The organism is Cupriavidus sp. CPT47-8839-RL05A (genome assembly GCF_058792255.1).
In genome coordinates, this window is sequence record NZ_JBYTEG010000007.1 from 271,504 (window position 1) to 297,171 (window position 25,668).

22 protein-coding genes are annotated in these 25,668 nt (G+C 67.2%); 11 read left to right on the plus strand and 11 right to left on the minus strand.

Annotated features, from left to right (window positions below; genetic code table 11):
* Positions 1 to 15: 15 nt before the first annotated feature.
* Together AC3WVS_RS11070 and AC3WVS_RS11075 are read left to right on the plus strand one after the other, a co-directional pair.
* On the plus strand, positions 16 to 720 hold the full coding sequence (locus AC3WVS_RS11070) for an RraA family protein (RefSeq protein WP_492318667.1): 705 nt from the start codon (positions 16 to 18) through the stop codon (positions 718 to 720).
* 51 nt (positions 721 to 771) lie between these two features.
* Entirely contained in the window at positions 772 to 1,746 is a 975-nt protein-coding gene (locus tag AC3WVS_RS11075) for a Bug family tripartite tricarboxylate transporter substrate binding protein (RefSeq protein WP_492318668.1), read from the plus strand.
* Between the two features lie 52 nt (positions 1,747 to 1,798).
* Here AC3WVS_RS11075 and AC3WVS_RS11080 read toward each other — a convergent pair whose 3' ends face one another.
* The 4 genes from AC3WVS_RS11080 to AC3WVS_RS11095 all read right to left on the minus strand — a co-directional run bounded on the left by AC3WVS_RS11080 (position 1,799) and on the right by AC3WVS_RS11095 (position 7,431).
* Positions 1,799 to 3,388 carry a gamma-glutamyltransferase family protein gene (locus tag AC3WVS_RS11080; protein WP_492318669.1) on the minus strand — a complete coding sequence of 530 codons (1,590 nt, stop codon included), beginning with the start codon at positions 3,386 to 3,388 and terminating at the stop codon, positions 1,799 to 1,801.
* 65 nt (positions 3,389 to 3,453) lie between these two features.
* Positions 3,454 to 4,431 carry a Bug family tripartite tricarboxylate transporter substrate binding protein gene (locus tag AC3WVS_RS11085; RefSeq protein ID WP_316154148.1) on the minus strand — a complete coding sequence of 326 codons (978 nt, stop codon included), beginning with the start codon at positions 4,429 to 4,431 and terminating at the stop codon, positions 3,454 to 3,456.
* A 273-nt stretch (positions 4,432 to 4,704) separates the two neighbouring features.
* Positions 4,705 to 6,156 (minus strand): NAD-dependent succinate-semialdehyde dehydrogenase, encoded by a 1,452-nt coding sequence (locus AC3WVS_RS11090; protein ID WP_492318670.1) that lies wholly within the window; start codon positions 6,154 to 6,156, stop codon positions 4,705 to 4,707.
* Between the two features lie 9 nt (positions 6,157 to 6,165).
* Positions 6,166 to 7,431, minus strand: coding sequence for a 4-aminobutyrate--2-oxoglutarate transaminase (locus AC3WVS_RS11095; RefSeq protein WP_492318671.1), 1,266 nt, complete (start codon positions 7,429 to 7,431; stop codon positions 6,166 to 6,168).
* A gap of 140 nt (positions 7,432 to 7,571) precedes the next feature.
* Between AC3WVS_RS11095 and pdxR the strand changes: the two genes are divergently transcribed.
* The 4 genes from pdxR (at position 7,572) to AC3WVS_RS11115 (ending at position 11,919) form a co-directional block, all read left to right on the plus strand.
* Positions 7,572 to 9,086, plus strand: coding sequence for a MocR-like pyridoxine biosynthesis transcription factor PdxR (gene pdxR / locus AC3WVS_RS11100; RefSeq protein ID WP_492318672.1), 1,515 nt, complete (start codon positions 7,572 to 7,574; stop codon positions 9,084 to 9,086).
* Between the two features lie 65 nt (positions 9,087 to 9,151).
* Positions 9,152 to 10,336, plus strand: a complete 1,185-nt coding sequence (locus AC3WVS_RS11105; RefSeq protein WP_492318673.1) for an amidohydrolase family protein — start codon at positions 9,152 to 9,154, stop codon at positions 10,334 to 10,336.
* 136 nt (positions 10,337 to 10,472) lie between these two features.
* Positions 10,473 to 10,814, plus strand: coding sequence for a hypothetical protein (locus tag AC3WVS_RS11110; protein ID WP_492318674.1), 342 nt, complete (start codon positions 10,473 to 10,475; stop codon positions 10,812 to 10,814).
* 64 nt (positions 10,815 to 10,878) lie between these two features.
* Positions 10,879 to 11,919: a ribonuclease Z gene (locus AC3WVS_RS11115; protein ID WP_492318675.1), complete on the plus strand. Its 1,041-nt coding sequence runs from the start codon at positions 10,879 to 10,881 to the stop codon at positions 11,917 to 11,919.
* Here the strand turns inward: AC3WVS_RS11115 and AC3WVS_RS11120 are convergent.
* Positions 11,916 to 13,817 (minus strand): potassium transporter Kup, encoded by a 1,902-nt coding sequence (locus AC3WVS_RS11120; protein ID WP_492318676.1) that lies wholly within the window; start codon positions 13,815 to 13,817, stop codon positions 11,916 to 11,918. The genes AC3WVS_RS11115 and AC3WVS_RS11120 overlap by 4 nt on opposite strands.
* A 218-nt stretch (positions 13,818 to 14,035) precedes the next feature.
* Here AC3WVS_RS11120 and AC3WVS_RS11125 point away from each other — a divergent pair, with 218 nt between their 5' ends.
* Entirely contained in the window at positions 14,036 to 14,581 is a 546-nt protein-coding gene (locus AC3WVS_RS11125) for a ProQ/FinO family protein (protein WP_492318677.1), read from the plus strand.
* 27 nt (positions 14,582 to 14,608) lie between these two features.
* Here AC3WVS_RS11125 and AC3WVS_RS11130 read toward each other — a convergent pair whose 3' ends face one another.
* Both AC3WVS_RS11130 and AC3WVS_RS11135 read right to left on the minus strand, forming a co-directional pair.
* Positions 14,609 to 15,748 carry an acyl-CoA dehydrogenase family protein gene (locus AC3WVS_RS11130; RefSeq protein ID WP_492318678.1) on the minus strand — a complete coding sequence of 380 codons (1,140 nt, stop codon included), beginning with the start codon at positions 15,746 to 15,748 and terminating at the stop codon, positions 14,609 to 14,611.
* Positions 15,741 to 16,937, minus strand: a complete 1,197-nt coding sequence (locus tag AC3WVS_RS11135; RefSeq protein ID WP_492318679.1) for a CaiB/BaiF CoA transferase family protein — start codon at positions 16,935 to 16,937, stop codon at positions 15,741 to 15,743. Before AC3WVS_RS11135 ends, AC3WVS_RS11130 begins: the two co-directional genes overlap by 8 nt.
* A 115-nt stretch (positions 16,938 to 17,052) precedes the next feature.
* Here AC3WVS_RS11135 and AC3WVS_RS11140 point away from each other — a divergent pair, with 115 nt between their 5' ends.
* Both AC3WVS_RS11140 and AC3WVS_RS11145 read left to right on the plus strand, forming a co-directional pair.
* On the plus strand, positions 17,053 to 17,958 hold the full coding sequence (locus AC3WVS_RS11140; protein WP_492318680.1) for a LysR family transcriptional regulator: 906 nt from the start codon (positions 17,053 to 17,055) through the stop codon (positions 17,956 to 17,958).
* Positions 17,959 to 18,072: 114 nt separating this feature from the next.
* Complete coding sequence (locus tag AC3WVS_RS11145; RefSeq protein ID WP_013952607.1) at positions 18,073 to 18,297, plus strand: DUF3820 family protein; 225 nt, start codon at positions 18,073 to 18,075, stop codon at positions 18,295 to 18,297.
* Between the two features lie 18 nt (positions 18,298 to 18,315).
* Here AC3WVS_RS11145 and garD read toward each other — a convergent pair whose 3' ends face one another.
* Positions 18,316 to 19,881, minus strand: coding sequence for a galactarate dehydratase (gene garD, locus AC3WVS_RS11150; RefSeq protein WP_492318681.1), 1,566 nt, complete (start codon positions 19,879 to 19,881; stop codon positions 18,316 to 18,318).
* Positions 19,882 to 20,269: 388 nt separating this feature from the next.
* On the opposite strand from garD, the gene AC3WVS_RS11155 reads away from it, so the two are divergent.
* Together AC3WVS_RS11155 and AC3WVS_RS11160 are read left to right on the plus strand one after the other, a co-directional pair.
* Positions 20,270 to 21,325 (plus strand): cyclase family protein, encoded by a 1,056-nt coding sequence (locus AC3WVS_RS11155; RefSeq protein WP_492318682.1) that lies wholly within the window; start codon positions 20,270 to 20,272, stop codon positions 21,323 to 21,325.
* Between the two features lie 28 nt (positions 21,326 to 21,353).
* Complete coding sequence (locus AC3WVS_RS11160; protein ID WP_492318683.1) at positions 21,354 to 22,595, plus strand: ABC transporter substrate-binding protein; 1,242 nt, start codon at positions 21,354 to 21,356, stop codon at positions 22,593 to 22,595.
* A gap of 104 nt (positions 22,596 to 22,699) precedes the next feature.
* Here AC3WVS_RS11160 and AC3WVS_RS11165 read toward each other — a convergent pair whose 3' ends face one another.
* The 3 genes from AC3WVS_RS11165 to AC3WVS_RS11175 all read right to left on the minus strand — a co-directional run.
* On the minus strand, positions 22,700 to 23,287 hold the full coding sequence (locus AC3WVS_RS11165) for a helix-turn-helix transcriptional regulator (RefSeq protein WP_492318684.1): 588 nt from the start codon (positions 23,285 to 23,287) through the stop codon (positions 22,700 to 22,702).
* 482 nt (positions 23,288 to 23,769) lie between these two features.
* Complete coding sequence (gene pyk / locus AC3WVS_RS11170) at positions 23,770 to 25,188, minus strand: pyruvate kinase (protein ID WP_492318685.1); 1,419 nt, start codon at positions 25,186 to 25,188, stop codon at positions 23,770 to 23,772.
* Between the two features lie 56 nt (positions 25,189 to 25,244).
* Positions 25,245 to 25,668: P-loop NTPase (locus AC3WVS_RS11175; protein ID WP_492318686.1), on the minus strand; the 424-nt coding region annotated here is incomplete at its 5' end.

Consider the following 25,668-nt stretch of genomic DNA (forward strand, 5'->3'; position numbering starts at 1 on the left):
TTCCAGGAGATACCCATGCACACCGAGCAAGCCACGGCCCTGTCATGGCCGGCGGGATACCGCATCAACCCCTGCGCCGACGGCTTTCCGGCCCCGCTGATCGCGGCATTCCGCGAGCTGCCGGTGCCGGCCGTCGGGGACGCCATGAGCCGCCAGATCGGCACGATCGGCCTGCGTCCCTACCATCGGCGGCCGGAGGCAGTGCTGTGCGGCCCGGCCGTTACCGTGCGCGTGCGGCCCGGCGACAACCTGATGATCCACAAGGCCCTGATGATGGTCCGCCCCGGCGACGTGCTCGTCATCGACGGCGCAGGCGATGTCACCCAGGCGCTGGTGGGCGGACTGATGCGCACCACCTGCGTGGCAAAACGGCTTGCCGGCCTGGTGATCGACGGCGCGATCCGCGACGTGCTGGAATGGGCCGAAGACGGCATGCCCGTCTTCGCGCGCGGCAATACCCATCGCGGCCCGACCAAGGACGGTCCCGGGGAGATCAACGTGCCGATCACCTGCGCGGGCATGGCGGTGATGCCGGGAGACCTGATCGTGGGCGATGCGGATGGCGTGATCGCGGTGCCGGCAGCGCAGGCCGCAGAGATCCTCGCGCGCACGCGCGCCCACCTGGAGAAGGAAACGAAGATCCGCGCCGGCAATGCCACGGGAACGTCGGATCCGGAGCGCTTCGATGCCACGCTGCGGGCCAAGGGGCTGCCGGTCTGACGGGCCTTCGCCTTACGTCATGGCCTCACAACAAAGATTACGGAGACAACGATGCAACGACGTCAGTTTATCCAGGCCGGCGCAGCGATGACGCTAGCCGCCTCCGGCTTCGTCCGGGCGCAAGGTCCCTGGCCGCAGAAGCCTGTCCGGCTGGTGGTGCCCTTCCCGCCCGGGGGCGGCACCGATGCCACCTCGCGGCTGATCGCCGAGAAGCTGGCAACGCTCGAGCGCTGGACCGTGGTGATCGACAACAAGCCCGGCGCCGGCGGCAACATCGGCCTGGACATGGTGGCCAAGGCCGCGCCGGACGGCTACACCATCGGCATGGGCCAGGCCGCCAATCTCGCCATCAACCCCGGGCTCTACCCGAAGATGCCGTTCGATCCGCTGAAGGACTTCACGCCCATTGCCGGCGTCGCGGCGCAGCCGGTGGTGCTGGTCGTGCGGCAGGACTCCCCGCTGCGCACGCTCGCCGACTTCATCCAGGCAGCAAAAGCGCGCAGCGGCGAGACCGGCATTGCCCAGCCGGGCAACGGCACGGTCGCACACCTTGCGGGAGAGATGCTGGCGCGGCGGGCCGGCGTGCGCCTGATGCAAGTGCCTTACAAGGGAGCGGGCCCGGCCATGAACGACCTGCTTGGCGGCCAGGTGGCTGCCTGCTTCGGCAACACGGTGTCGGTCATGCCGCAGCTTGCTGCAGGCAAGATCCGCGCACTGGCGGTGACCTCGGCGCAGCGCCTGTCCGCGCTGCCAGCCGTTCCCACCGTCGCGGAACAGGGCTTCGCGGGCTTCGAGGTAACGACCTGGCTCGGCCTGGTCGCGCCGGCGGGCCTGCCGGCCGAGGTGACAGCAAAGCTCGCGGCAGCAACCCTCCAGGTCATGAGCCGGCCGGATGTCCAGCAACGGCTGAAGCAGGAAGGCAGCATCGCAACCCCGACGCCGCCCGCCGCATTCGCCGCGCATATCCGTGCGGAGCACGCCAGATGGGGTGCGCTGATTCGCGAGGCACAGATCAAGCTGAGCTGACCAGGCCATCGACGCCGACGCGGCCGGGTTGCCCCGCAACGCCCGCGCCCGCCTAAAACCCCACTGCCTGCCCGTCGCGCCGCGAGTCCGAGGCCGCGATATAGCCGTCCGGCGCCTTGTAGATGAGCTGCGCCGAGCCGAACTCCAGGCTGTCGCGCGGCGCCACCTCGACGCGATGGCCCATGCCGCGCAGCGTGGCGACCACGTCCGGCGGCAGGTGCGCCTCGACATTCACCACCGGCCCGTGCTCCACGCGGAAGCGCGGGGCATCGCTCATGGCCTGCGGATTCTGGCCGAAGGCAGCGAGCCGCGCCATCATCTGCACATGGCCCTGTGCCTGCATCGAGCCGCCCATCACGCCGAATGACATCACCGGCTCGCCATTGCGGGTGACGAAGCCCGGGATGATGGTGTGCATCGGCTGCTTGCCCGGCGCCACGCAGTTGGCGTGGCCGGGCTTGAGGTTGAAGCCCGCGCCGCGGTTATGCAGCGCGATGCCGGTGCCGGGCACCACCACGCCAGAGCCGAAGCCGCGGTAGTTGGACTGGATATACGACACCATCGAACCCGCCGCATCCGCGCTGGACAGGTAGACGGTGCCGCCGCTCTTCGGGACGCCAGCGGTGGGTGTGCCGGCGCGTTTCATGTCGATCAGCGCCGCGCGCTCGGCAAGATAGGCCGGATCCAGGAAGGCGGCGGGCGCGTGCTGCATGGTGGCCGGGTCCGACACGTGGCGGTGCAGGTCGGCGAAGGCTAGCTTCATCGCCTCGATGCTGACGTGGTAGAAGCCGGCGCTGTCGCAGCCCATGCTTTCCACGTCGAAGCGGTCCAGGATGCCAAGGCCGATCAGCGCGGCGATGCCCTGGCCGTTCGGGGGAATTTCATGGAGCGTGTAGCCGCGGAACTGCTGCGCCATCGGCTGGACCCAGGCGGCGCGATGCGCGGCCAGGTCGTCGGCGCGGATGGCGCCTCCGGTTTCCTCGGCGAACGCGACGATGCGCGCGGCGAGTTCACCCGTGTAGAAGCTCTCGCCATCGCTCTCGGCGATGCGCTGCAGCGTGGCGGCCTGCTCCGGGAAGCGCCAGCGCTCGCCTGCCTGCGGTGCCCTGCCATCGCGCAGGAACGCCTTGGCAAAGCCAGGCTGGCCGGCCAGCACCGGCACCTGCGCGGCCCATTGCCGTGCGATCTGCGGCGACACCAGGAAACCCTGCTCGGCGTACTCGATGGCCGGCGCGAACAGCCGCGCGAACGGCAGCTTGCCGAAGCGGGCCGACAGCGCCTTCCAGCCCGCGACCTGGCCCGGCACGGTCACCGTATCCCAGCCCACCTGGGGCATGCTGTCGTGGCCGGCGAAATGATCCAGGGTCCAGCGCGCCGGCGCCCGGCCGCTGGAGTTGAGCCCGTACAGTTGCCCCTCGTGCCAGACCAGCGCGAACATGTCCCCGCCAATGCCGTTCATGACCGGCTCCACCACGGTCAGCGCAATCGCACTGGCAATGGCGCTGTCGATGGCATTGCCGCCTTCGTACAGCATGCGCAGCCCCGCCTGCGCGGCGAGCGGCTGGCTGGTGCTGACCGCGTTGGCGGCCAGCAGCGGCATTTTTTGCGACGGGTAGGGAAAGGTCCAGTCGAAAGGCAACATCGAGAACTCCACTCAGAACAGATGAAAGGGCGCGCGGGCGGCGCCCCAGGGTTGCTGCACGCGGCTTATTGCAAAGTCACGCCGGACTGCTTGACCAGCTTTTCGGTACGCGGGATCTCCGCGCTGACCATCGCGCTGAAATCGCCGACGCTGCCGCCGCGCGGCTCGGCACCGGTGGCAGCCAGGCGTTCACGGAACTCCGGCGCTTTGAGCAGCTTGTTGATCGAGACATTGAGCTTGCTGACCACGTCGGCCGGCGTGCCCTTGGGCGCGACAATGCCATACCAGGGCGCGATATCGAAACCGGCATAACCCTGCTCGGCAATCGTCGGAATCTCCGGCGCGTTGGGCGAGCGCTTGCCGGTGGACATGCCGAGCGCGCGCAGCTTGCCTGCCTTCACATACGGCAGGCCGGTCATGATGGTGTCGAAATACATCGACACCTGGCCGGACAGCAGCGCCGGGATCGCTTCGCCGGCGCCCTTGTACGGCACATGGACGATATCGATGCCGGCCGCGGCCTTCAGCATCTCCCCGGCGATATGCGAAGTGGTGCCGGCACCGAAGGAGGCATAGGTCAGCTTGCCCGGATTGGCCTTGGCATACGCGACCATTTCGGGCAACGTCTTGAACGGCAGCGACGGGTTGGACAACAGGATATTCGGCGTGACCGCGACCACCGCCACCTTCTCGAACGCATCCGGGTCATAGCTGAGCTTCTTGTACAGGAACCGGTTGGTCACCATCGACGCCGGCCCGGACATCAGCAGCGTATAGCCATCGGCCGGCGCGCGTGCGGCCACTTCGCTGCCGATCATCGCGGCGGCGCCCGGCCGGTTTTCAACCACGAAGGTCTGGCCGTATTCCTTGCCGAGCCCGATGCCGATCTGCCGCGAGATCAGGTCGGTGGCCGAGCCGGCCTGGAATGGCACGACAATACGCACCGGCTGGCTGGGCCAGTCGCGGGCGCCTTGCGCAAGTGCCAGTGAAGAGGCCGCCAGCATGGTAACTGCAAGCAGGCTGCGGATAGCAGTGGAACGCATCTTTGTACCCTCATCGATAGAAGAAATGGCATCCGCTGACAGCAACGGATGGCACTTCCCAGTCCGCAATATGCGTGCCATTGGCGTTGGGCTGATCCCGGCGCGCGTCCTGTCCGCCCCCTTCCGTTTCCTGGAAGTTTGCGCAGGTCATGCACCGGAGTCGCCCACCTGGCGCCGGCATTTGCCGGACTGTCTTGTCTCCGTGGGGCCAGCGCACTGCGTGGGTGCGCCGTGCCCCGCCCTGGTGGTGGGGTGTTCCTCACCCCATTGTTGTTATTCGACTTCCATGCAGAGGTACTTCGTCTCCAGATACTCGTCGATGCCATGACGTGAGCCTTCGCGGCCCAGCCCCGATTGCTTGACGCCGCCGAACGGCGCCACCTCGTTGGAGATCAGCCCGGTATTGATGCCGACCATGCCGTACTCGAGCGCCTGCGCCACGCGCCAGATCTTCGCCATGTCGCGCGAGAAGAAGTAAGCGGCCAGCCCGGATTCGGTATCGTTGGCCATCGCCACCACTTCTGCTTCGCTGGTGAAGCGGAACAGCGGTGCCAGCGGGCCGAAGGTCTCCTCGCGCGCGACCCGCATCGACGCAGTCGCATTGGCCAGCACCGTCGGCGCGAAGAAGGTGCCGCCGAGCGCATGGCGCTGGCCGCCCGTCAGCACCGTGGCGCCGTGCGCGAGCGCATCGGCGATATGCGCTTCGACCTTGGCCACCGCATCGGCGTCGATAAGCGGGCCTTGCGTGACCCCGCTGTCGACGCCATGGCCCGGCCGCAACTGTTCGACCGCGCTGACCAGCCGGCGCGCGACCTCGTCGTAGACGCGGTCGTGCACATAGATGCGGTTGGCGCAGACACAGGTCTGGCCGCTGTTGCGGAACTTGGAGGCAAGGATGCCCTCGACCGCGCGATCCAGGTCGGCGTCGTCGAAGATGATCAGCGGCGCGTTGCCGCCCAGTTCCAGCGAGAGCTTCTTCACGGTGCCGGCGCACTGCGCCATCAGCAGCTTGCCGATCGCGGTCGAGCCGGTAAAGCTGAGCTTGCGCACCACCGGGCTGGCGCACAGCACGCCGCCGATCTGCACGGCGTCGCCGGTCACCACCTGCAGCACGCCACGCGGCACGCCGGCCTGTTCGCCCAGCACGGCCAGCGCCAGCGCCGTGAGCGGCGTCTGTTCGGCCGGCTTGACGATGATGGTGCAGCCGGCGGCGAGCGCCGGGCCGACCTTGCGCGTGATCATCGCCGCGGGGAAGTTCCACGGCGTAATGGCCGCGCACACGCCCACCGGCTCGCGCAGCACCAGCATCTTCTGGCTGCTGCGCGGGCTGGCCAGCACCTCGCCATCGACCCGCTTGGCTTCCTCGCCAAACCACTCGAGGAAGCTCGCGGCATACGCCACCTCGCCACGCGCCTCGGCCAGCGGCTTGCCTTGCTCGGCGGTCATCAGCCGGGCCAGGTCTTCCTGGTGCGCCAGCATCAGGTCGGCCCAGCGGCGCAGCACGGCGGCACGCGCCTTGCCCGTCTGCGCGCGCCATGCCGGCAGCGCGCGCTCGGCGGCGCGCACCGCCTGTTCGGCTTCAGCCGCGCCGGCCAGGGGCACCGAGCCGATCCGTTCCTGAGTCGCCGGGTTGAAGACGGCGAGTTCTGCGCCGCTTTGCGCTCCGGTCCATTCGCCGTCGATCAGGCAATGGCTGCGCAACAGCGCGGTATGTTGGCGTTCCATGTGTTCCCCTTATTCGGCCAGCGCCTGGGCCAGCACCGCCAGCGCCGCGTCGAACTGCGCCTGCGGGATGGTGAGCGGATAGAGGAAGCGGATGACGTTGCCATAGGTGCCGCAGGTCAGCAGCACCAGGCCGGCTTCCAGCGCACGCGTCTGTACGCGCTTGGCATGCTCGGCACTTGGCTGGCCCGTGGCGGGATCGCAGAATTCGGCGGCAACCATCGAACCCAGCCCACGCACCTCGGCCATTGCGGGGCAGTGCTTGCGCTGCGCCAACAGGTGCTCGCGCAACTGCTGGCCCAGGCTGGCGGAGCGCTCGCACAGCTCTTCTTCCTCGATGACATCGATGACCGCGTGCGCCGCCGCCACCGCCAGCGGATTGCCGGCATAGGTGCCACCGAGGCCGCCGGGCAGCGGCGCATCCATGATCGCGGCCCGGCCACTGACCGCCGACAGCGGCATGCCGCCAGCCAGGCTCTTGGCCATGGTGATCAGGTCCGGCTCCACGTCATGGTGCGACATCGCGAACATCTTGCCGGTACGGCCAAAGCCGGTCTGCACTTCATCGGCAATCAGCACGATGCCGTGCTGGTCGCACACCGCCCGCAAGCCCCGCATGAAATCGGCCGGCGCCGCCTGGAAGCCGCCCTCGCCTTGCACCGGCTCAACGATGATCGCGGCCACGCGGCCCGGATCGATATCGGTCTTGAACAGGCCTTCAAGCGCCTGCAGCGCCCGCTCAGTGCTGACGCCATGCAGCGCGCTGGGGAACGGGGCGTGGTAGATGTCGGAGGGGAACGGGCCAAAGCCGATCTTGTACGGCGCCACCTTGCCGGTCAGCGCCATGCCCAGCAGCGTGCGTCCATGGAAGGCGCCCGAGAAAGCGATCACGCCGGGGCGGCCGGTATGCGCACGGGCGATCTTGATGGCATTCTCCACGGCCTCTGCGCCGGTGGTGAACAGGGCCGTCTTGTTCAGGCCCTGGATCGGCACCAGCGCGTTGATGCGCTCGGCCAGCGCGACATAGCCCTGGTAGGGCACGATCTGGTAGGCGGTATGCGTGAAACGCTCCAGCTGCGCGGCGATGGCCTGCATCACGCGCGGGTGGCGGTGGCCCGTGTTGAGCACGGCGATGCCGGCGGCGAAGTCCGTGTAGGCACGGCCTTCCACGTCCCACAGCGTGGCGTTCTCGGCGCGGTCGGCGTAGAAATCGCACATCACGCCCACGCCGCGCGGCGTCGCGAGGGTACGGCGTTGGTTCAGTTCGAGGTTTTTCATGGTCTTTGTGCGGTGAGGACTGTCGGCACCGGCCGACTCGCGAAACGGGCACCGCTGACAGGGGCCCAGCGATGCCAGCCATTTCAACCGGCCTTGGCCCTATAATCCAGTACCGCTTTTGCAATTCCGATGGTGCCAATTTGAAATCGATCTGCGGCGACCAGCTGCTCCAGCGCCTGGGCCCCGAAGGCACGGCGGCACTGGGCAAACCGCTCAACCGGGGCCTCTACGAATGCATCCGCGGCGCGATACAGGACGGCAGCCTTGCGCCGGCCACGCGCCTGCCGCCGCAACGCGACCTGGCCGCCGAGCTGGGGTTGTCGCGCAACACGGTGATGTTTGCCTACGACCAGCTGCTGGCCGAGGGCTACCTGTACGCGCGCACCGGCAGCGGCACCTTCGTTGCCGCCACCGCGCCGGAGCGCTACCTGAACGCCGCCGCCGTGCCGGCGACCGAGGTCGGGCCGCAGGCCATGCCCGGGCTGTCGCCGCGCGGACAGCGGCTGCTGGCCAATGCCTCGGCCTCGCCCACGCAATGGGGCGCCTTCATGCCGGGCGTTCCCGACGTCACGCGCTTCCCGCATCGCCGTTATGCGCAGATCTCGGCCCGCCTGTGGCGCAACCCGCACCCGGAGTGGCTGAGCTACAGCCATGGCGGCGGGCTGCCGGCGCTGCGCGAAGCCCTGGCGGCGCACCTGCGCGTGGCGCGGTCGGTGCGCTGCGATCCGGACCAGGTGCTGATCACCGAGGGCATACACCAGGCCATCGACCTGGTGGTGAGGATGCTGGGCTCGCCCGGCGACCAGGCGTGGGTGGAGGAACCCAGCTATTGGGGCATCCGCGGCGTGCTGCAGGTCAGCGATATCGGCATGGTGCCGAAGCTGGTGGACGACGAGGGCCTGACGCTGCCCGACACCGAAGCCGGCAGGGAGATGCCCGCGCCGCGCTTTATCTTCGTCACGCCCTCGCACCAGTACCCGCTTGGCGCCGTGATGAGCCTGAAGCGCCGGCGCGCGCTGCTGGAGTACGCCCGCCAGCGCGGCAGCTGGATCGTGGAGGACGACTACGACAGCGAGTTCCGTTTTTCCGGACAGCCGGTCCCGTCGTTGCAGGGCATGGAACCGGATGCGCCGGTGATCTATATCGGCACCTTCAGCAAGACCCTCTATCCGGGCTTGCGCATGGGCTACCTGGTGCTGCCGCGCAGCCTGGCCGGCGCCTTCCAGACCGCGCACGCCGAGCTATACCGGGCCGGCCACCTGATGACGCAGGCAACCGTCGCCGAATTCATGCAGGCGGGCGACTATGCCGCCCACATCCGCCGCATGCGGCCGCTGTATGCCAGGCGGCGCGCCATCCTGGCCGCGTTGCTCGAGCGCTACCTCGGCCCCGGCGCGCTGCACGAGCACGGCAGCAATGCCGGCCTGCACCTGGTGCTGCGCCTGCCCGACGATGCCGACGACGTGGCCATCACCGCCGCCGCCCGCGAGCGCGGCATCATGGTGCGGCCGCTGTCGCGCTATTTCATCGGCGCTGCCGTGCAGCGCGGCCTGCTGCTGGGGTATGCCTGCGTGCCGGAGGAGGACATCGCGCCGGCCTTCGACAGGCTGCTCGGCTGCCTGCCGCGCGGCGGCATGCGCGCCCCGCAGCGTTGAACCGTGCCGAGAGACAAGCCCCGCCGTCCTGAAGGCGACTTCATCCTGAAATAACGGAAGATGCAATGAATCAACTGTTGGTCCGCAATGTCCGGCTCGCAGCCGGGAACCAGGTCGATATCCTGATCGCAGACGGCCAGTTCGCGAGCATCGGCGCCGGGCTCGACACGCCGGCCGGATGCCAGGTCGAGGACGGCGCCGGCGCGCTGGCGCTTCCCGGCCTGGTCGAGGCGCACACCCACCTGGACAAGACCCTGTGGGGCATGCCCTGGTATCGCAATGAGGTCGGTCCCAACCTGACCGACCGCATCGACAACGAGCGCCGCTGGCGCGCCGCCACCGGCCACGATGCCCGCGCGCAATCGCTGGTGCTGGCGCGCGCCTTCCTCGCGGCGGGCACCACGCGGCTGCGCACCCACGTCGACATCGACACCGACGCGGGGCTGCGCCACCTGCAAGGCGTACTGGCCACGCGCGACCAGCTGTCCGCGCAGATGGACATGCAGATCGTCGCGTTCCCGCAGTCGGGCGTGCTGGGGCGCCCCGGCACGGAAGCCCTGCTGGATGCGGCGCTGCGCGATGGCGCCGACATCCTCGGCGGGCTGGACCCGTGCGCCATCGAAGGCGACCCGGTGCGCGCGCTGGATGTCCTGTTCGGCCTCGCGCAGCGCCATGGCCGCCCGCTCGACATCCATCTGCACGAGCCCGGCACCATGGGCGCCTATTCCCTCGACCTGATTCTGCAACGAACGGCCGCGCTGGGCATGCGCGGCATGGTCACGGTCAGCCACGCCTTCTGCCTGGGCGATATTGCCGAACGCGAGCGCGACGCGCTGCTGCGGCGCATCGCCGACCTTGGGGTTGTCATCGTCACCACCGCGCCGCCGTCGCGCCCGGTGCCGCCGGTCGCCGCGTGCCGCGCGGCCGGTGTCAGGATTGCCGGCGGCAACGACGGCATCCGCGATACCTGGACCCCATACGGCTCGCCCGACATGCTGGAGCGGGCCATGCTGATCGGCCTGCGCAACAACTTCCGCCGCGACGACGAACTCGCGCTTGCGCTCGATTGCGTGACGCACGCGGCCGCCGGCGCATGCGGCTTCCAGCGCTATGGCCTGGCGCCGGGCGACCGGGCCGACCTGGTGCTGGTCGCCGCGCAAACGGTGGCCGAGGCGGTCGTGGCAAGGCCGGTGCGGCAACTGGTGGTGTCGGCCGGCCGGGTCGTGGCACGCAACGGCGCGCTGGCATGAACGCATCCGTCAAATAAACTAGCTGCAGGGCGGCGTTGAAATCGTGCTCTTGCGTCGCGCGGCAGTCGCCTGCAAAGCACATTGCGCGCCGGGGCCAGGTGACAAGCGGCCCGCAACCGCACGGAGGTGGCCTTCAATGAAGCCTCGTCACGATCCACAGCAATGGCGCCGCTTCTATATCCTGGATGAGAAGAACCGGCCAGTGCAGGTAACCGACCACGACGAATGGTCGCGCTGGATGGCGGACAACGACCTGGTATTCCGCCGCACCCTGCTGGAGCAGTCCGGCGGCATGGTGACGACCCGCTTCCGGGGCGTGTCCGAGGCCGCACCGACGGACACCCCCTTGTTCATCACCCGTGTGACCGGGCTGGCCGAGCAGGACAATGAAAGCTATGGCGCGCAGACGCTTGACGCGGCGCTGGAAGAGCATGAGCGGATCGTGCAGAAGCTGCTGCGCCAGCTGACCGGGCGGTGACAGGCAGCCCGGACCAGCATGCGCCTTTGCCTGGGCCCTGGTGCCGGTCGCACCGCGAGTGAACATGCGTCACCTGCTGGAAGCCCGCCTCGTCAACGATGCCTTTGGCGATCCTGGGCTGTTCGTAGACTTCCTGGACGAACGGCGCGCGCTGCTGTTCGACCTGGGCGACGTCGCCCGGCTGATGCCGCGCGAGCTGATGCGCCTGTCGCATGTGTTTGTCACGCATGCGCACATGGATCATTTCTCTGGCTTCGACAAGCTGCTGCGGGTGCTGCTCGGGCGCAAGCCGCGCATCGTGCTGGTCGGCGGGCCGGGGTTCCTGGCACAGGTCGAGCACAAGCTGCTCGCCTATACCTGGAACGTGGTGCATCGCTACGCCATCGAACTGGTCATCGAAGTGGCCGAACTTGGACTGGACGGGCAGATGCGGCGCGCCTGCTTTTCCAGCCGGCACGGCTTTGCCAGGGAGGCCGAGGCGTGTGTCGAGAGGGCCGGCGATATCGTCCACGACGAAGCGACGTTCCGGGTGCGCGCCTGCTTTGTCGACCACGGGATTCCATGCCTGGCCTACCTGGTGGAGGAAAAGGCCCGGCTCGGCGTCAACAAGGAACGCCTGGCTGCATCGGGCCTGACCACCGGCGCCTGGCTGCGCGAACTCAAGCATGCGGTCCTGACCGGCGCGGCCGGCGATACCCCGATTCTTGTGCAGTGGCGGGACAGGAGCGGCGACCATGCGTCGGCGCGAACGGTCGGCGAGCTGAGCCGGCTGATCCTGGCTACCGAGCCCGGCCGGCGCATCGGCTACGTGACCGACCTGCGCTATACGAGCGCGAACGTGCAAGCATTGTCGCAACTGATGCAAGGCGTCGACCAGCTCTTCATCGAGAGCGTGTTCCTGGATGTCGACCGGGCACACGGCCTGCGCAAGAACCACCTGACCGCTGCCCAGGCCGGATGGATTGCGCGCAGCATAGGTGCGCGCGCGGTGGCGCCGTTCCATTTTTCGCCACGCTATCAAGGGCGCGCCGATGAACTGGCCGCCGAGGTACGGGACGCCTGGGCCACGGAGTCCTTTGCAGAACAGGTACCGCCGGCGGTCTAGATCTTGATCTGCGTGCCAATCTCGATCACGCGATTTGCCGGTATGTTGAAGTAATCAGCAGCATTGCCGGCGTTCCTGCTCATCGTGGCAAACAGACGTTCACGCCATGACGCCATGCCACTGGGACCGCCGGCTGCAGCGACGATGGCCTCGCGACTCAGGAAGAACGAGGTGTCCATGATGTCAAACTCCAGGCCAGCCGCCGGAGGCAGCGCACCGAGCGCCTGCGCGACATCGGGCCGGTTCATGAAGCCGAAGCGCAGCGTTATCCGGTAGCAGGCGTGTCCGAGCGCTTCAACGGCTGCGCACTCGGTCGCCGGCACCGATGGTACATCCTTCATCTTCACGGTAAGGAACACAACGCGCTCGTGTAGCACCCTGTTATGGTTGAGGTTATGCATCAACGCGTGTGGCACCACATCCGGTGTCGGGGTGAGGAACACCGCCGTGCCGGGCACACGCGGCGGTGGTGCGAGAAACAGCGAATCCAGGAACGACTTGAGGGGCACGTCGGTACTTTGGAGCCGCTCCAACAGGGCTTGCCGGCCGCGAACCCATGTCAGCATCACGACGAATATCCCGGCCCCGACAACGAGCGGGAACCAGCCCCCTTCGGCAACTTTCAACAGGCTGGAGGAAACGAAAGCCATATCCACCGCAATAAAGAAGCCGGTTGCGACAAGGCTTAGCAGCAGGTTGTAGCGCCAACCGTAGTGGATCACAAAGAAGGTGAGAAGCGTCGTCACCAACATCGTGCCGGTGACCGCGACCCCATACGCCGAAGCGAGATTGGACGAAGATCCGAAGCCGAGCACGGCAACCAGAACCGCAACAAGCAACATCCCGTTGAGAGTCGGTATGTAGATCTGACCGATCGCTCGCTCCGATGTGTGCACCACGTTCATGCGTGGCAGATAGCCCAGCTGGATTCCCTGTTTCGTCAGCGAGTAGGCACCCGAAATCGTCGCCTGCGACGCGATCACTGTTGCCGCTGTCGCGAGTGCAACCATCGGATAAAGGGCCCACGACGGAAACAGCAGGTAGAAGGGGTTCTCGATTGCTTTTGCATTCACAATGATCAGCGCGCCCTGCCCCAGGTAATTGAGCGCAAGCGCCGGGAATACCAGCCCGAACCAGGCCAGGCGAATCGGGGCACTGCCGAAGTGCCCCATATCGGCGTAGAGCGCTTCGGCACCGGTGAATGCGAGCAGCACCGCCCCAAGCACCGCGAACGAGGCGAACCCGTGCTGCGTCACGAAACCGAGCGCGTGCAGCGGGCTGAGCGCGCCCAGGATTGCGGGATACCGGGCGATGCCGTGGATGCCCGCGGCGGCCAGGGCGAGAAACCACACGATCGTGACAGGCCCGAACAGCGCGCCGATGGCGGCGGTGCCATGCCGCTGGAACAGGAACAGCGCGATCAACACACCCACCGATGCCGGCAAGACATAAGGCTGCAGCGCGGTAGTGCCCACCTCGATGCCTTCGAGCGCCGAGAGCACCGACATGGCAGGTGTCAGCACCGCATCGCCATAGAAGAGCGCCGCGCCGAACAGGCCCACCAGCAGGATCGGCGTCGGCGAGCGGCCGACCTTTTTCACTGACGACAGGGCGAGCGCGAGCAGTGCCATGATGCCGCCTTCGCCCCTGTTGTTTGCCCGCATGATGAGGATCACGTACTTGAGCGAAACCACCACCATCAGCGCCCAGAGGATCGCGGAGATGCCGCCAAGTATGTTCTCGGTTACGAGCGGAATCCCGTGGGCTGGATTGAAGGTTTCCTTGACCGCATAAAGGGGGCTCGTGCCGATATCGCCGTAGACCACGCCCAACGCAGCAAGCGTGAGCGCTGCGCGGGATTGCTGCGGGTGCGACGCGGCTGGCGTTTCACCGTTCATGGCATGGGAATCCACCGCTGCTCCTCGATTTTCGAACGGATGGTCCGCCTGCTCAGGGCAATCACGTGAGGGCGCCCCCGCCGCGAGCCCTTCTGTCCGGGCCCCGCCTTTCGGGAGCGAGAGACGTATTCGACCCATGCCCGCCGCATGCAAATTGCCGCCAAACCTGTCGTTGGCCCAGCCTTGCTACAATTCTGGTTCACAGAACGGCAAATATCATGGGCTTTGAACAACTCGCAGCACTAAGGGATCAACTGGCAAGCAAGGCGAAGGCCGAATCTCGTACGGAAGGCAAGCGCCGGCGCCCTGCGCCGGCTGCCGCGCAGGCTGCGGCGCCCGCGAAGCCGCCCGTCGATCCGGTGGTGCATTCCATTGCCCGGCTGCAGAAGCACTTCCCCAAGGCGTTTCCGAAGAACCCGGCGCCCAAGGTGCCGCTGAAGGTCGGCACGTTCGAGGATCTGGCCCAGCATGCGGGCAAGCTAGCCCTGACCGAGGCGGAGCTGCGTGAAGCGATCCGCACCTGGTGCAGCGGCGCACGCTATTGGTCGTGCATGGTGGAAGGCGCCAAGCGGCTGGACCTGGAAGGCAATGAGGCCGGTGTCGTCAGCCTGGCGGATGCCAAGCGGGCCCAGCAGTTGAAGGCCCGCCGCGGTGCGGGCACCCGGCCGCGGAAAGCCAAGCCCGCCACGCCCGCTGCCACGCCTGACACCCCTGCCGCGCCCGCCGCCACGCCTGACAGCCCCGACACGCCTGCCGCGCCCTGATCCCCACCGTCGGATCTGCAGCGGCGCTTACGCCAGCACCGCGCGCGCGATCACCGTCCGCTGGATTTCCGACGAGCCTTCATAGATGCGCAGGATCCGCGCATCGCGCACCAGCCGCTCCAGCGGCATTTCGCGCGTGAAGCCGTAGCCGCCGTGGATCTGCAGCGCGGCGTCGGTGACAAAACCGACCATCTCCGAGGCATAGAGCTTGGCCATCGATGCCTGCTCGGTGAAGGGCTCGCCGTCCCGGCGCCGCACCGCTGCCTGCAGGGTCAGCAGCCAGGCCGCCTCCAGCCGCGTGCGCATGTCGGCGAACATCCATTGCAGGCCTTGCTTGCGCGCCAGCGGCTCGCCGCCGACCTGGCGCTGCCTGGCCCAGTCCGCCGCGCAGGCCAGCGCTGCCTCGGCAATGCCCAGGCTGGTGGCGGCCACGTCCAGGCGGCTGTTGTCCAGCACCTTCATCGCGGTACGGAAGCCCGTGCCTTCCGGCCCCAGCCGGTTGGCGGCGGGGACGAAGCAGTCCAGCGCCACCTCATGGGCCGGCGCCCCGCGAATCCCCATCAGTTTCTCGGCGGGTGCGATCTGCACGCCCTCGCTGTGCCGGTCCACCACGAAGGCGCTGATGCCGCGCGTGCCGGCGGCCGGATCGGTCTTGGCGTAGACGACGATAAAGTCCGCAGCGTCCGCATTGGAGATGAAGTGCTTGACCCCGCGCAGGCGGTAGCCGTCGCCCTCCGGGGTGGCGCGCGTGGCCATGTCGGCCGGGTTGGAGCCGGCGCGCGGCTCGGTCAGCGCAAAGGCGCCCAGCTTGCCGCCGGCGGCCGCATCCGGCAGGTAGCGCTCGCGCAGGCTGTGGTCGCCGCCGATCAGGATGGAATCGGTCGCCAGGTAGTGCGCGCCGATCATCGACGAGGTCGAGGCGCAGGCCTTGGCAACCTCCGCCAACGACAGGATCAGTGCCACCGGCGAGGTCTCGGTCCCGCCCCAGCGCTCCGGCAGGTTCATCCCCATCAGGCCGAGCTCGGCAAGTTGCGGCACATAACACGTGGTGGAGGCTTCGGCCCGGTCCACCTCGGCCGCCTTCGGGGCCAGTTCGCTTTGCGCGAAGCGGCCGATGGCGTCGGCAATCTCGAGATCGCCCGGCTCGACGCCCAGTCGTTTATGCATGTTGTTTCTCCTTGCTGAACACTTGCGGATGCGCCGTGGCAGCGTTGGCCAGCTCGGCCAGAATGGCTTCGGTATGCTGCCCCAGCGCAGGCGCGGGCGTCACGCGATTGGCGCCGTAACCGGAAAACTTCACCGGCTGCGAGGGCAGCCGCACGGTGCCGCCCTCCGGCCCGGGCACTTCGGCAAGCAGGCCGCGGTGGGCGGCATGGTCGCTCTCCAGGGCGTCCTTGACGTTGCGGATGGGCGCGACGGGAATGCCCGCCTCGCTCAGCAGGCGGTTCACCTCGGCCACGGAAAGGCCGGCCGACCAGCCTTCGAGACCGGCGCGCAGATCGCCCTCGAAGCGGCAGCGCGTCTCGTCGTAGGCAAAGCGCGGGTCCTGCGCCATCTCCGGCCGGCCGATGGCATTGGCCAGCGCCTGGAACAGCTTGTTGTTCAGCACCGCCACCACATAGAAGCCGTCTGCGGCGCGGTACACGCCGAACGGCGCGGACGAGGGATGGCGGTTGCCGACGCGCCGCGGGGCCAGGCCGGTCGCGGCATAGCGCGCGACCAGGGTGGCGCTCAGGCTCAGGGTGGCGTCGAACATCGAGACATCGACATGCGTGCCCCGCCCGGTCTTCTCGCGCGCCAGCAGCGCGGCCAGCACGCCCCATGAGGCGAACAGGCCGCTGACCGCATCGGAGATGGCCTCGCCCAGCATGGTCGGGGTGCCGTCCGGGGCGCCGGTGGCATCCATCAGCCCGCACATTGCCTGCAGGATGATGTCGTAGGCCGGGCGGTGCGATTCCGGCCCGGTCTGGCCGAAGCCCGACACGCTGGCGTAGACCACCGGCGGATTCAGCGCACGCAGCGCCTCATAGCCGATGCCCAGCTTGTCCGCGACACCCGGGCGGAAGTTCTCGACCACCACGTCGGCCCGGACGCAGAGCGAGCGCGCCAGCTCCAGGCCCGCTGCCGTCTTCAGGTCGATCACGATGCTCTGCTTGTTGCGGTTCATGGCAGAGAACAGGCCGCTCTTGCCATCGACAAAGGGACCGACCGCGCGGTAGTCGTCGCCGCCAGGCGGTTCGATCTTGATCACCTCTGCGCCAAGGTCGCCGAGCAGCGCCGTGCAGTAAGGGCCCGCCAGCACGCGCGAGAAATCGATCACGCGGATGCCGGCAAGCGGCAGGTCGGAATGGGTCACGTCTTGGCCTCCAGGCTTGCAAACCCGCGGGCTTGCGTTTCAGTGACACCGATTCTGCGCAGCGCAGGCTATCAAGTAAAATATTGAATTCGACTAGCACCTATAGGATTTCCTGATGCGCGTCTCCTTGCGGCTGTTGCGCTACTTCGCCGCGGCGGCGGAAACCGGCAGCACCACGGCGGCGGCGCGGCTGCTGAACGTCTCGCAGCCCTCGATCTCCGTTGCCATCCGCGAACTGGAGACGCTGTTCGAGGAAGCCCTGTTCGCCCGCGATGTCGGCGCAAGGATGACCCTGACCCGCTTCGGCGTGCGCAAGCTGGCGGAAGCGCGCCACATCCTTGGGGCAGCAACGGCATTTGAAGTGGACAAGAGCGGCGATGCCGCCGCGGGCGAGGTGCAGATCGGCGTGTTCCGCACGCTGGCGCCGGTCTACCTGCCGGTGGTGCTGCGCCTGGCACGCGAGCGCTATCCCAAACTGTCGGTCCGCTTTGTCGAAGGAGATCTCGCCCAGCTGGAAGACTGGCTGCACGGTGGGCAGATCGAGCTGGCGCTGACCTACGACGTCGGCATGCCCGATGACATCGAGCGCGAACTGCTGGCAGAGCTGCGGCCCTACGGCCTGCTGCCTGCGGGCTCGCGGCTGGCCAGGCGCAAAGGCAGCCTGTCGCTGCACGAATTGGCGCAGGAACCGCTGATCCTGATCGACCTGCCGCACAGCCGTGAATTCCTGATGGCGCCGTTCTGGCAATTCGGGCTGCAGCCCGAGGTGCGCTACCGCGCGACTTCGCTGGAACTGGCGCGCGGCATGGTGGCGAACGGACTGGGCGCGGCGCTGCTGATCACGCAGGCGCCGGCGTCGTCCCAGATTACCGCCGTCGTGGAAAAGCCGATACGGGAAGATAGCGTGCGCCAGCCGCTGGTGATCGCGCGCACGGCCCGCGCGACGCGCACGCGGGCGTCAGAGTTGCTGGCTGAATGCGTGCGCGCGGCCGTGCAGGAAGCGATGATCAAACGCGCCTGACCGCAGGCGGTGTCCACGAGCCGTCGAACACCGGCGCCTTCGGCCAGCAGGCCCGGGCATCACGAGCGCATTCTGACTGTGATAGCGTGGAGCCTTCCGACTTTCCGCCCACCCATGACCGATTTCGACGCCGACGCCCTCAAGCGGCTGGTCACAGTCACCATGCCCTTTGGCAAGCACAAAGGCACGGTGATCGCCGACCTGCCAGGCAACTACCTGAACTGGTTCGCGCGCGAGGGCTTCCCGCCGGGGCAGATCGGCGCGCTGCTGGCGCTGATGCATGAGCTGGACCACAACGGCCTGTCGCATCTGCTCAAGCCGTTGCGCGGGCGCACGTAGCGCCCTCGGGCCTGAGGCTCAGGTCACCGGTGCCGGATTGAACAGCACCAGCGCATTGCGGATCTTCCAGTGCTCGGCCCATGACTTCTTGCCACTGGCCACGGCCAGGAGCGTGTGGAACAGCTCCCAGCCCACTTGCTCGATGGTGGCCTCGCCGGTCGCGATGCGGCCGGCGTTGACATCCATCAGGTCGTGCCAGCGCCGTGCCAGGTCGTTGCGGGTGGACACCTTGATCACCGGCACCTCGGCCAGCCCGTACGGCGTGCCGCGCCCGGTGGTGAATACGTGTAGGTTCATGCCGGCAGCCAGCTGCAGCGTGCCGCAGACAAAATCGCCCGCGGGCGTGGCGGCGTAGATCAGCCCCTTCTGCGTGACCTTCTCGCCGGGGCCAGTGACGCCGTGGATCGGGCCGGTGCCGGACTTGACGATCGAGCCCATCGCCTTTTCCACGATATTCGACAGGCCGCCCTTCTTGTTGCCCGGCGTGGTGTTGGCGCTGCGGTCGACCTTGCCCTGCTCCAGATAGCGGTCGTACCAGGCCATCTGCCGCACCAGCGCCTCGGCCACCTCGGGGGTGGCCGCGCGCGCGGTCAGTTGGTCGATGCCGTCGCGCACCTCGGTCACTTCGGAGAACATCACCGTGGCCCCGGCGCGCACCAGCAGGTCGGTGGCAAAGCCCACCGCGGGGTTGGCGGTGACGCCGGAGAAGGCATCGCTGCCGCCGCACTGCACGCCGACCACCAGGTCCGACGCCGGACAGGTCTCGCGCCGGCGTGCGTCCAGGCGCGCCAGGTGCTTCTCCGCCGTGGCCATGATCGAATCGATCATCGAGGCAAAGCCCACATGCTGCTCGTCCTGCAGGCAGACCACATCGGGCTCGCCCTCCTTCTGGATCGGGATGGTGCCGGCGCCGATCAGGCGCGCCGGCTGCAGCTTCTCGCAACCCAGGCTGACGATCATCACCTCGCCGCCGAAATTGGGGTTCAGCGCGATATTGCGGATGGTGCGGATCGGGATGCCGGCGTCGGGCGCGTCGATCGCCACGCCGCAGCCGTAGGTGTGCTCAAGGCCCACTACGTCGTCGACATGGGGATACTTGGGCAGTAGTTCTTCCTTGATGCGCCGCACGGCAAACTCCACCACGCCCTCCACGCACTGCACCGTGGTGGTAATGCCCAGGATATTGCGCGTGCCGACCGAGCCGTCCGCATTGCGGTAGCCCTCGAAGGTATAGCCATCCAGCGGCGGCAGCGGCGCCACGCGCGTGCCGACCGGCAGGTCGTGCAGTTCAGGCGCGGCCGGCATGCGGGTCACCCGCTCATTGACCCAGCTGCCGCGCGGCAGGCCTTTCAGCGCGTAGCCGATCACCACGTTGTAGCGGATCACCGCGTCGCCCTCGCGCAGCTCAGTCAGCGCCACCTTGTGGCCCTGCGGCACGCCCTCTGCCAGCACCAGGCCGCAGGGGAATTCCGTTCCCGCCGGCAGGCCGCCGTCGTTGGCCACGATCGCGACGTTGTCGTTCGCGTGCATCGTGATGTACAGGGGGCGGGCCGCCTTCCCACCTGCCGTCGGGGTCACTGCCATGTCATCTCCAGCCTGGCGCTGTCGCGCACCTTTAGTGTTACGTTGTCTGACAACATTCTATCTACTTATGCTTGTCTATGGCCTCGGGAATTCCCTATCTCTTGCCATCTCAGGGCAAACATAAGCCACTTTCCTAGGTTTGTTGTACGACAACACATCATGAACCAGGATTGTCCGCCCCAGGAACGAGGCCAACCCGCCGAAATCCTGTTGCACCGCAAAATGACCATTCCCCGCAATATGGCCTATAAGGATGCAACCGGTTTCATGCCACGAGAACCGGACAGGAGACCTTCCGCGCGGCGACGCACATCGCGCAGCCACGCCGCACTGATACCCCATACACCGGCCGCTCCCTCGGCCACGCCCACGACAGGAGGCATGACTCATGCGCTGGAAGCAACGTCCGCAAGGTTCCAACTGGGGTGATTTCGGCCCCGACGACCAGCTTGGCCGCGTCAACCTGATCGGCCCGGAACAAGTCGTCAAAGGCGCGCGCGAGGTGCAGGCCGGCATCAGCTTCTGCCTGTCGCTGCCGCTGGACTACCCCGGCGGCAACAAGCTCAACCCGCGCCGGCATCCGCCGGTGCTGCGGCCTACCCTGCGCGACGACATCCCCTATTTGAACTTCCCGCTGGCCAAGGTCGATCCCACCGCCACCGACGTCATCAGCGACGACCAGGTGCTGCTGTGCCTGCAATACAGCACGCAATGGGATGCGCTGGCGCACGTGGGGGCGCTGTTCGATGCCGACGGCGACGGCCGCCCGGAGCGCGTGTATTACAACGGCTACCGCGCCAACGAGCATATCGTCGGCCCGGTCGACTATGCCGAGGACGACAACTTCGCCGCGCACCCTTGCGGCCACGACCACAGTGCCGCGCAGGCGCTGGGCATCGAGAACTTCGCGGTCAAGGGCATGCAGGGCCGCGGCGTGCTGGTGGACCTGGCGCATGCCTTCGGCATGGACTTCCGCAATGTCGGCTACGACGACCTGATGCACGCGCTGGACGCCGGCAAAGTGGAGGTCGAACGCGGCGACATGCTGCTGCTGCGCACCGGCTTTGCCGAGGTGGTGCTGTCGATGCAGCGCAACCCCGATGAAGCCGTGCTGCACCACAGCTGCTGCGCGCTGGACGGCCGCGACGAGCGCCTGCTGAACTGGATCACCGATGCCGGCATCGCCGCGCTGATCGCCGACAACTACGCGGTGGAACGCTACCCCGCCCGCCCCGCGCCCGACGGCGACAAGAGCCACCCGCTGCTGCCGCTGCACCACCATTGCCTGTTCAAGCTGGGCCTGCCGCTGGGCGAGCTGTGGTACCTGCGCGAACTGGCGGACTGGTTGCGCGCCAGCGGCCGCACCCGCTTCCAGCTCACCGCCCCGCCGTTGCGCCTGCCCGGCGCGGTGGGGTCGCCGGTGACGCCGATCGCCACGGTATAAGCCAACAACAATAAACCAGGGAGACACCATGAACCATCGCCACGCGCTCCGCCGCATTGCCGCCAGCGCCCTCGCCTTCGCCGCGGCGCTTGCCTGCGGCACCGCCCAGGCCCAGCCCAGGGCCGCCGTCTCTGACGATGTCGTCAAGCTCGGCATGCTGCTCGACATGAGCGGCCTGTATGCCGACGTCACCGGCCGCGGCAGCGCCACCGCCGCGCAGATGGCCATCGACGATTTCGGCGGCAAGGTGCTGGGCAAGAAGATCGAGCTGGTGGTGGTCGATCACCAGAACAAGGCCGACATCGCCGCCAACAAGGCGCGCGAATGGTTCGACACTGCCAATGTCGACGCCATCCTCGACGTGGCCGCGTCTGCGCCGGCGCTGGCGGTGCTTGAGGTTGCAAGACAGAAGAACCGCATCGTGGTGTTCTCCGGCCCGGGCACCGAGCGCATCACCAACGACCTGTGCACGCCGGTGTCAGTGCACTACGCCTACGACACCTACGCGCTGGCCAACACCACCGCGCGCGCGATGGTGCAGCGCGGCGGCAAGTCCTGGTTCTTCCTGACGGCGGACTACGCCTTCGGCCACACGCTGCAGGACTCGGCCACCGCGGTCGTCAACGAGACCGGCGGCAAGGTGCTGGGCGCCGCGCGCCACCCGCTGGCCACCAGCGACTTTGCCTCTTACCTGCTGCAGGCGCAGGCCAGCAAGGCACAGGTGGTGGGCCTGGCCAATGCCGGCGGCGATACCGTCAACGCGATCAAGGCCGCCTCTGAATTCGGCCTGACCCGCAACAACACGCAGCGCATGGCGGGCCTGCTGCTCTATATCAACGACATCCACGCCATCGGCCTGAAGACCGCCTCCGGGCTGGTGCTGACCGAAGCTTTCTACTGGGATATGAACGATGCCACGCGAGCCTGGTCGCGCCGCTATTTCGACAAGCTCAGGAAAATGCCCAACATGAGCCAGGCGGGTGCGTATTCATCGGTGACGCACTACCTGAAGGCCGTGCAGGCAGCCGGCACAGACGAGACCGCGGCGGTGATGAAGAAGATGAAGTCGATGCCGATCAACGACTTCTTCGCCAAGAACGGCCGCATCCGCGAAGACGGACGCATGGTCCACGACATGTATCTGTTCGAGGTCAAGACGCCGGCCGAGTCCAAGTACCCATGGGACTACTACAAGGTGCTGGCCACGGTGCCGGGCGAGCAGGCGTTCATGCCGGTGTCGAAATCGCAGTGCTCGCTGGTCAGGCGCTGATGGCGGCGCCGGTAGAGATAAGCGGCGTAGAGGCGCGGGGCCGAGGTTCCTGACCAATACAGATCATGGTTTGTATTCGAGAAATACAATCCATATTGCGCATTTTAGTCCCTGGTCAGGTTTTCCAGCCACAGGCTCATCAACCCCGCCCGGCCCCTGACGCCGAATTTCCGGAAAATGCCGGTCACATAGGAATGGGTCGTTGAAACGGCCAGGCCGAGGCGCTGGGCAATCTGCTTTTCCGATGCGTCGGTCAACAGCAGCCGCAAGACCTTCTGCTCGTGGGGCGCCAACGGAACGGAGGAAAGCGCCAGCCCAAGGTCAAGAATGCTCTCCTTCTTCAGCGCAGTGACATCGCGGGCAACCCCGACGCGCAACCGTTCCGACTGGAGCCATCCGGCGGACCACATGATATGGACGGCGCTGCCGTCCTTGTGGCGATAGCGGTTTTCAAAACCGATCCGCTTCTTTCCCGACATCACCTGCTTGGCCTCGACAATGGTCCGGTCCCGGTCGCCAGGCATGACCAGATCGATGATGAACTCACCCGCCATATCCTTCGGCGTATAGCCAAAAATGCCCTCGCACGCTGCGCTGACATACTGGATGCGGCCGCCTGTGTCGACCAGGAATACGGCGTCCAGCAATTGGTCGGCAAACGCAGTGATGTCTTTTCCGATCTCGATACTCATGGCAGTCCAGACCCCCGATACTGGCGCTTTTACTGGCGCCTTGATTGGCCCCTTCGCCCGGATTTCACCCGAACGCGAGTCAACGTGAAGACTAGACCACGCGCCAGCGCATGTACAGTGTTGGCATCGATAAAAACCGTGCAAGGATCGCCAGCCGGAAGGCCTTTAACGGCGCCACTGATGCCTGCGCGCCGTCAAAGGCACCCTGCTGATTAGCAGGGTATGACTTTTGCACCGTTTCGATACCATCATGGCCATCATTTGCCCTGGTCTTCGGCCAGATAACAATGGCCCCGCCGGGGCGCCGCCAAAGCCGTAGTCAACGAGAGTCGGGGCAAATGAGCCAGGCCTCGGCATTGCCTGCCTCTTTCGAGGGGGGATGGAGGTCAGGAGGGGAGCGGCCCGGCCCGCTGACAGAGGTGGCAGTGGCCTCTGTCAGCGGGGACCGTGCAACGCCGCCGCAATACGTGGTGGCCATCGCCTCATTGAATCTGCGCGATGCGCAGCAGGTTGGTGGTTCCCGCCACCAGGAACGGCAGCCCGGCGGAGATGACGATGGACTGTCCGGATTCGCCGAACCCCTCGGCCAGCACGGTGCTGCTGGCCAGATCGGTCATTTCCAGCACGTCCACCACCTCGCGGCAGAGCACGGCGTGCACACCCCAGGTGAGCGTCAGCCGCCTGGCCGTTGCCATGCGGGGTGTCATGCCGAGAATGGGCACCTGCGGCCGCTCGCGCGCCATGCGCAGCGCCGAGTAGCCCGAGCTGGTATAGGCCACCGTCGCCGGCACCTTGAGCAAGCGCGCGATGTGGCGCACGGCGTAGCCGATGGCATCGGCCGCTTCCGCGCGCGGCGGGGTGTGGGATGCCTCGATGGCGTCGCGGTACAGCGGGTCGGATTCCGTGCGGGAGATGATGCTGTTCATCATTCGCACCGCCTCCACCGGATACCGGCCGGATGCCGACTCGGCCGACAGCATGACCGCGTCGGCACCGTCGTAGATCGCCGTCGCCACGTCTGACGCTTCCGCGCGGGTGGGCACGGGGGCGGCAATCATCGATTCGAGCATTTGCGTGGCAACGATGACCGGCTTGCCGGCCTTGCGGCACGCGCGGACGATCTGCTTCTGCAGCGACGGCACCTGCTCGGCCGGCATCTCCACGCCCAGGTCGCCGCGCGCCACCATGATGGCATCGGCCTCGGCGACGATCAGGTCCAGGCTCTGGATGGCGGCGGGCTTCTCCAGCTTGGCCACGATACCGGCGCGGCCGTTGACGATTGCCTTGATCTCCCGGATGTCCTCAGGCCGCTGCACGAAGGACAGCGCGATCCAGTCCGCACCCAGGGCCAGACCGAAGTCGAGGTCGCGCCGGTCCTTTTCGGTCATGGCAGACAGCGGCAGCACCGCATCCGGCACGTTCACCCCTTTCCGGTCCGAAAGCGTGCCGCCGTTGACGACCGTGGTCTCGGCGAAGCCGGCGCCGCACTGCTCGACGCGCAGCCGGATCTTGCCGTCGTCCAGCAGCAGCTCCACGCCTTCGCTCAGCGCGGCGAAGATCTCCGGGTGCGGCAGGCAGACCCGGCTGGCCGAGCCAGGCGCCGCGCTGTCCAGGTCCAGCCGGAAGCCGGCTCCCGCGGCCAGTTGCACCGGCCCGCCGGCGAAGGTGCCGATGCGCAGCTTCGGACCCTGCAGGTCGAGCAACACACCGATGGGACGGCCCCGTTCGCGCTCCACGGCGCGGATCGCCTCGAACCGTTGCCGGTGGTCGTCGTGGGTGCCGTGGCTGAAGTTGAGCCGGAAGACATCGGCGCCGGCCTCGAACAGCGCGTCGATGAGCTCCAGGGTGCTACTCGCGGGGCCGAGCGTGGCCACGATCTTGGCGTTGCGAAGGCGTCTCATGCCATTGCTCCATGTCAGCGCGCGACAGGAGCCGCGCGTAAATCGTTCACCCCCGGTCAGGTGTTCTGCACGACGATGCTCGGGAACTTGCTGGTCATGTCGCGCGCCTTGTCGGCGATCTTGATCGCCACCTTGCGCGCCATGGCGCGGTACATCCCGGCCACCGGGCTGTCGGGCTCGGCCACCACGGTCGGACGGCCGGAGTCGGCCTGCTCGCGGATCTGCAGGTTCAGCGGCAGGCTGCCGAGCAGGTCAACGCCGTAGTCGGCGCACATCTTCTCGCCGCCGCCGTGGCCGAAGATATGCTCGACATGGCCGCAGTTCGGGCAGCAGTAGACCGCCATGTTCTCGACGATGCCCAGGATGGGAATGCCCACCTTCTCGAACATTTTCAGGCCCTTCCTGGCATCCAGCAGCGCGATATCCTGAGGCGTGGTGACGATCACCGCGCCGGTGACCGGCACCTTCTGCGACAGCGTC

Bases quoted from the DNA above. Each gene is read 5' to 3' on its own strand.
- AC3WVS_RS11160 (WP_492318683.1), top strand. From the start codon at position 21,354: ATGAACCATCGCCACGCGCTCCGCCGCATTGCCGCCAGCGCCCTCGCC.
- AC3WVS_RS11110 (WP_492318674.1), top strand. From the start codon at position 10,473: ATGAAGCCTCGTCACGATCCACAGCAATGGCGCCGCTTCTATATCCTG.
- pyk (WP_492318685.1), bottom strand. From the start codon at position 25,188: ATGAGACGCCTTCGCAACGCCAAGATCGTGGCCACGCTCGGCCCCGCG.
- AC3WVS_RS11140 (WP_492318680.1), top strand. From the start codon at position 17,053: ATGCGCGTCTCCTTGCGGCTGTTGCGCTACTTCGCCGCGGCGGCGGAA.
- AC3WVS_RS11145 (WP_013952607.1), top strand. From the start codon at position 18,073: ATGACCGATTTCGACGCCGACGCCCTCAAGCGGCTGGTCACAGTCACC.
- AC3WVS_RS11125 (WP_492318677.1), top strand. From the start codon at position 14,036: ATGGGCTTTGAACAACTCGCAGCACTAAGGGATCAACTGGCAAGCAAG.
- AC3WVS_RS11105 (WP_492318673.1), top strand. From the start codon at position 9,152: ATGAATCAACTGTTGGTCCGCAATGTCCGGCTCGCAGCCGGGAACCAG.
- AC3WVS_RS11120 (WP_492318676.1), bottom strand. From the start codon at position 13,817: ATGAACGGTGAAACGCCAGCCGCGTCGCACCCGCAGCAATCCCGCGCA.
- AC3WVS_RS11165 (WP_492318684.1), bottom strand. From the start codon at position 23,287: ATGAGTATCGAGATCGGAAAAGACATCACTGCGTTTGCCGACCAATTG.
- AC3WVS_RS11075 (WP_492318668.1), top strand. From the start codon at position 772: ATGCAACGACGTCAGTTTATCCAGGCCGGCGCAGCGATGACGCTAGCC.
- AC3WVS_RS11130 (WP_492318678.1), bottom strand. From the start codon at position 15,748: ATGCATAAACGACTGGGCGTCGAGCCGGGCGATCTCGAGATTGCCGAC.
- AC3WVS_RS11080 (WP_492318669.1), bottom strand. From the start codon at position 3,388: ATGTTGCCTTTCGACTGGACCTTTCCCTACCCGTCGCAAAAAATGCCG.
- garD (WP_492318681.1), bottom strand. From the start codon at position 19,881: ATGGCAGTGACCCCGACGGCAGGTGGGAAGGCGGCCCGCCCCCTGTAC.
- AC3WVS_RS11115 (WP_492318675.1), top strand. From the start codon at position 10,879: ATGCGTCACCTGCTGGAAGCCCGCCTCGTCAACGATGCCTTTGGCGAT.
- AC3WVS_RS11095 (WP_492318671.1), bottom strand. From the start codon at position 7,431: ATGAAAAACCTCGAACTGAACCAACGCCGTACCCTCGCGACGCCGCGC.
- AC3WVS_RS11090 (WP_492318670.1), bottom strand. From the start codon at position 6,156: ATGGAACGCCAACATACCGCGCTGTTGCGCAGCCATTGCCTGATCGAC.
- AC3WVS_RS11085 (WP_316154148.1), bottom strand. From the start codon at position 4,431: ATGCGTTCCACTGCTATCCGCAGCCTGCTTGCAGTTACCATGCTGGCG.
- AC3WVS_RS11070 (WP_492318667.1), top strand. From the start codon at position 16: ATGCACACCGAGCAAGCCACGGCCCTGTCATGGCCGGCGGGATACCGC.
- AC3WVS_RS11155 (WP_492318682.1), top strand. From the start codon at position 20,270: ATGCGCTGGAAGCAACGTCCGCAAGGTTCCAACTGGGGTGATTTCGGC.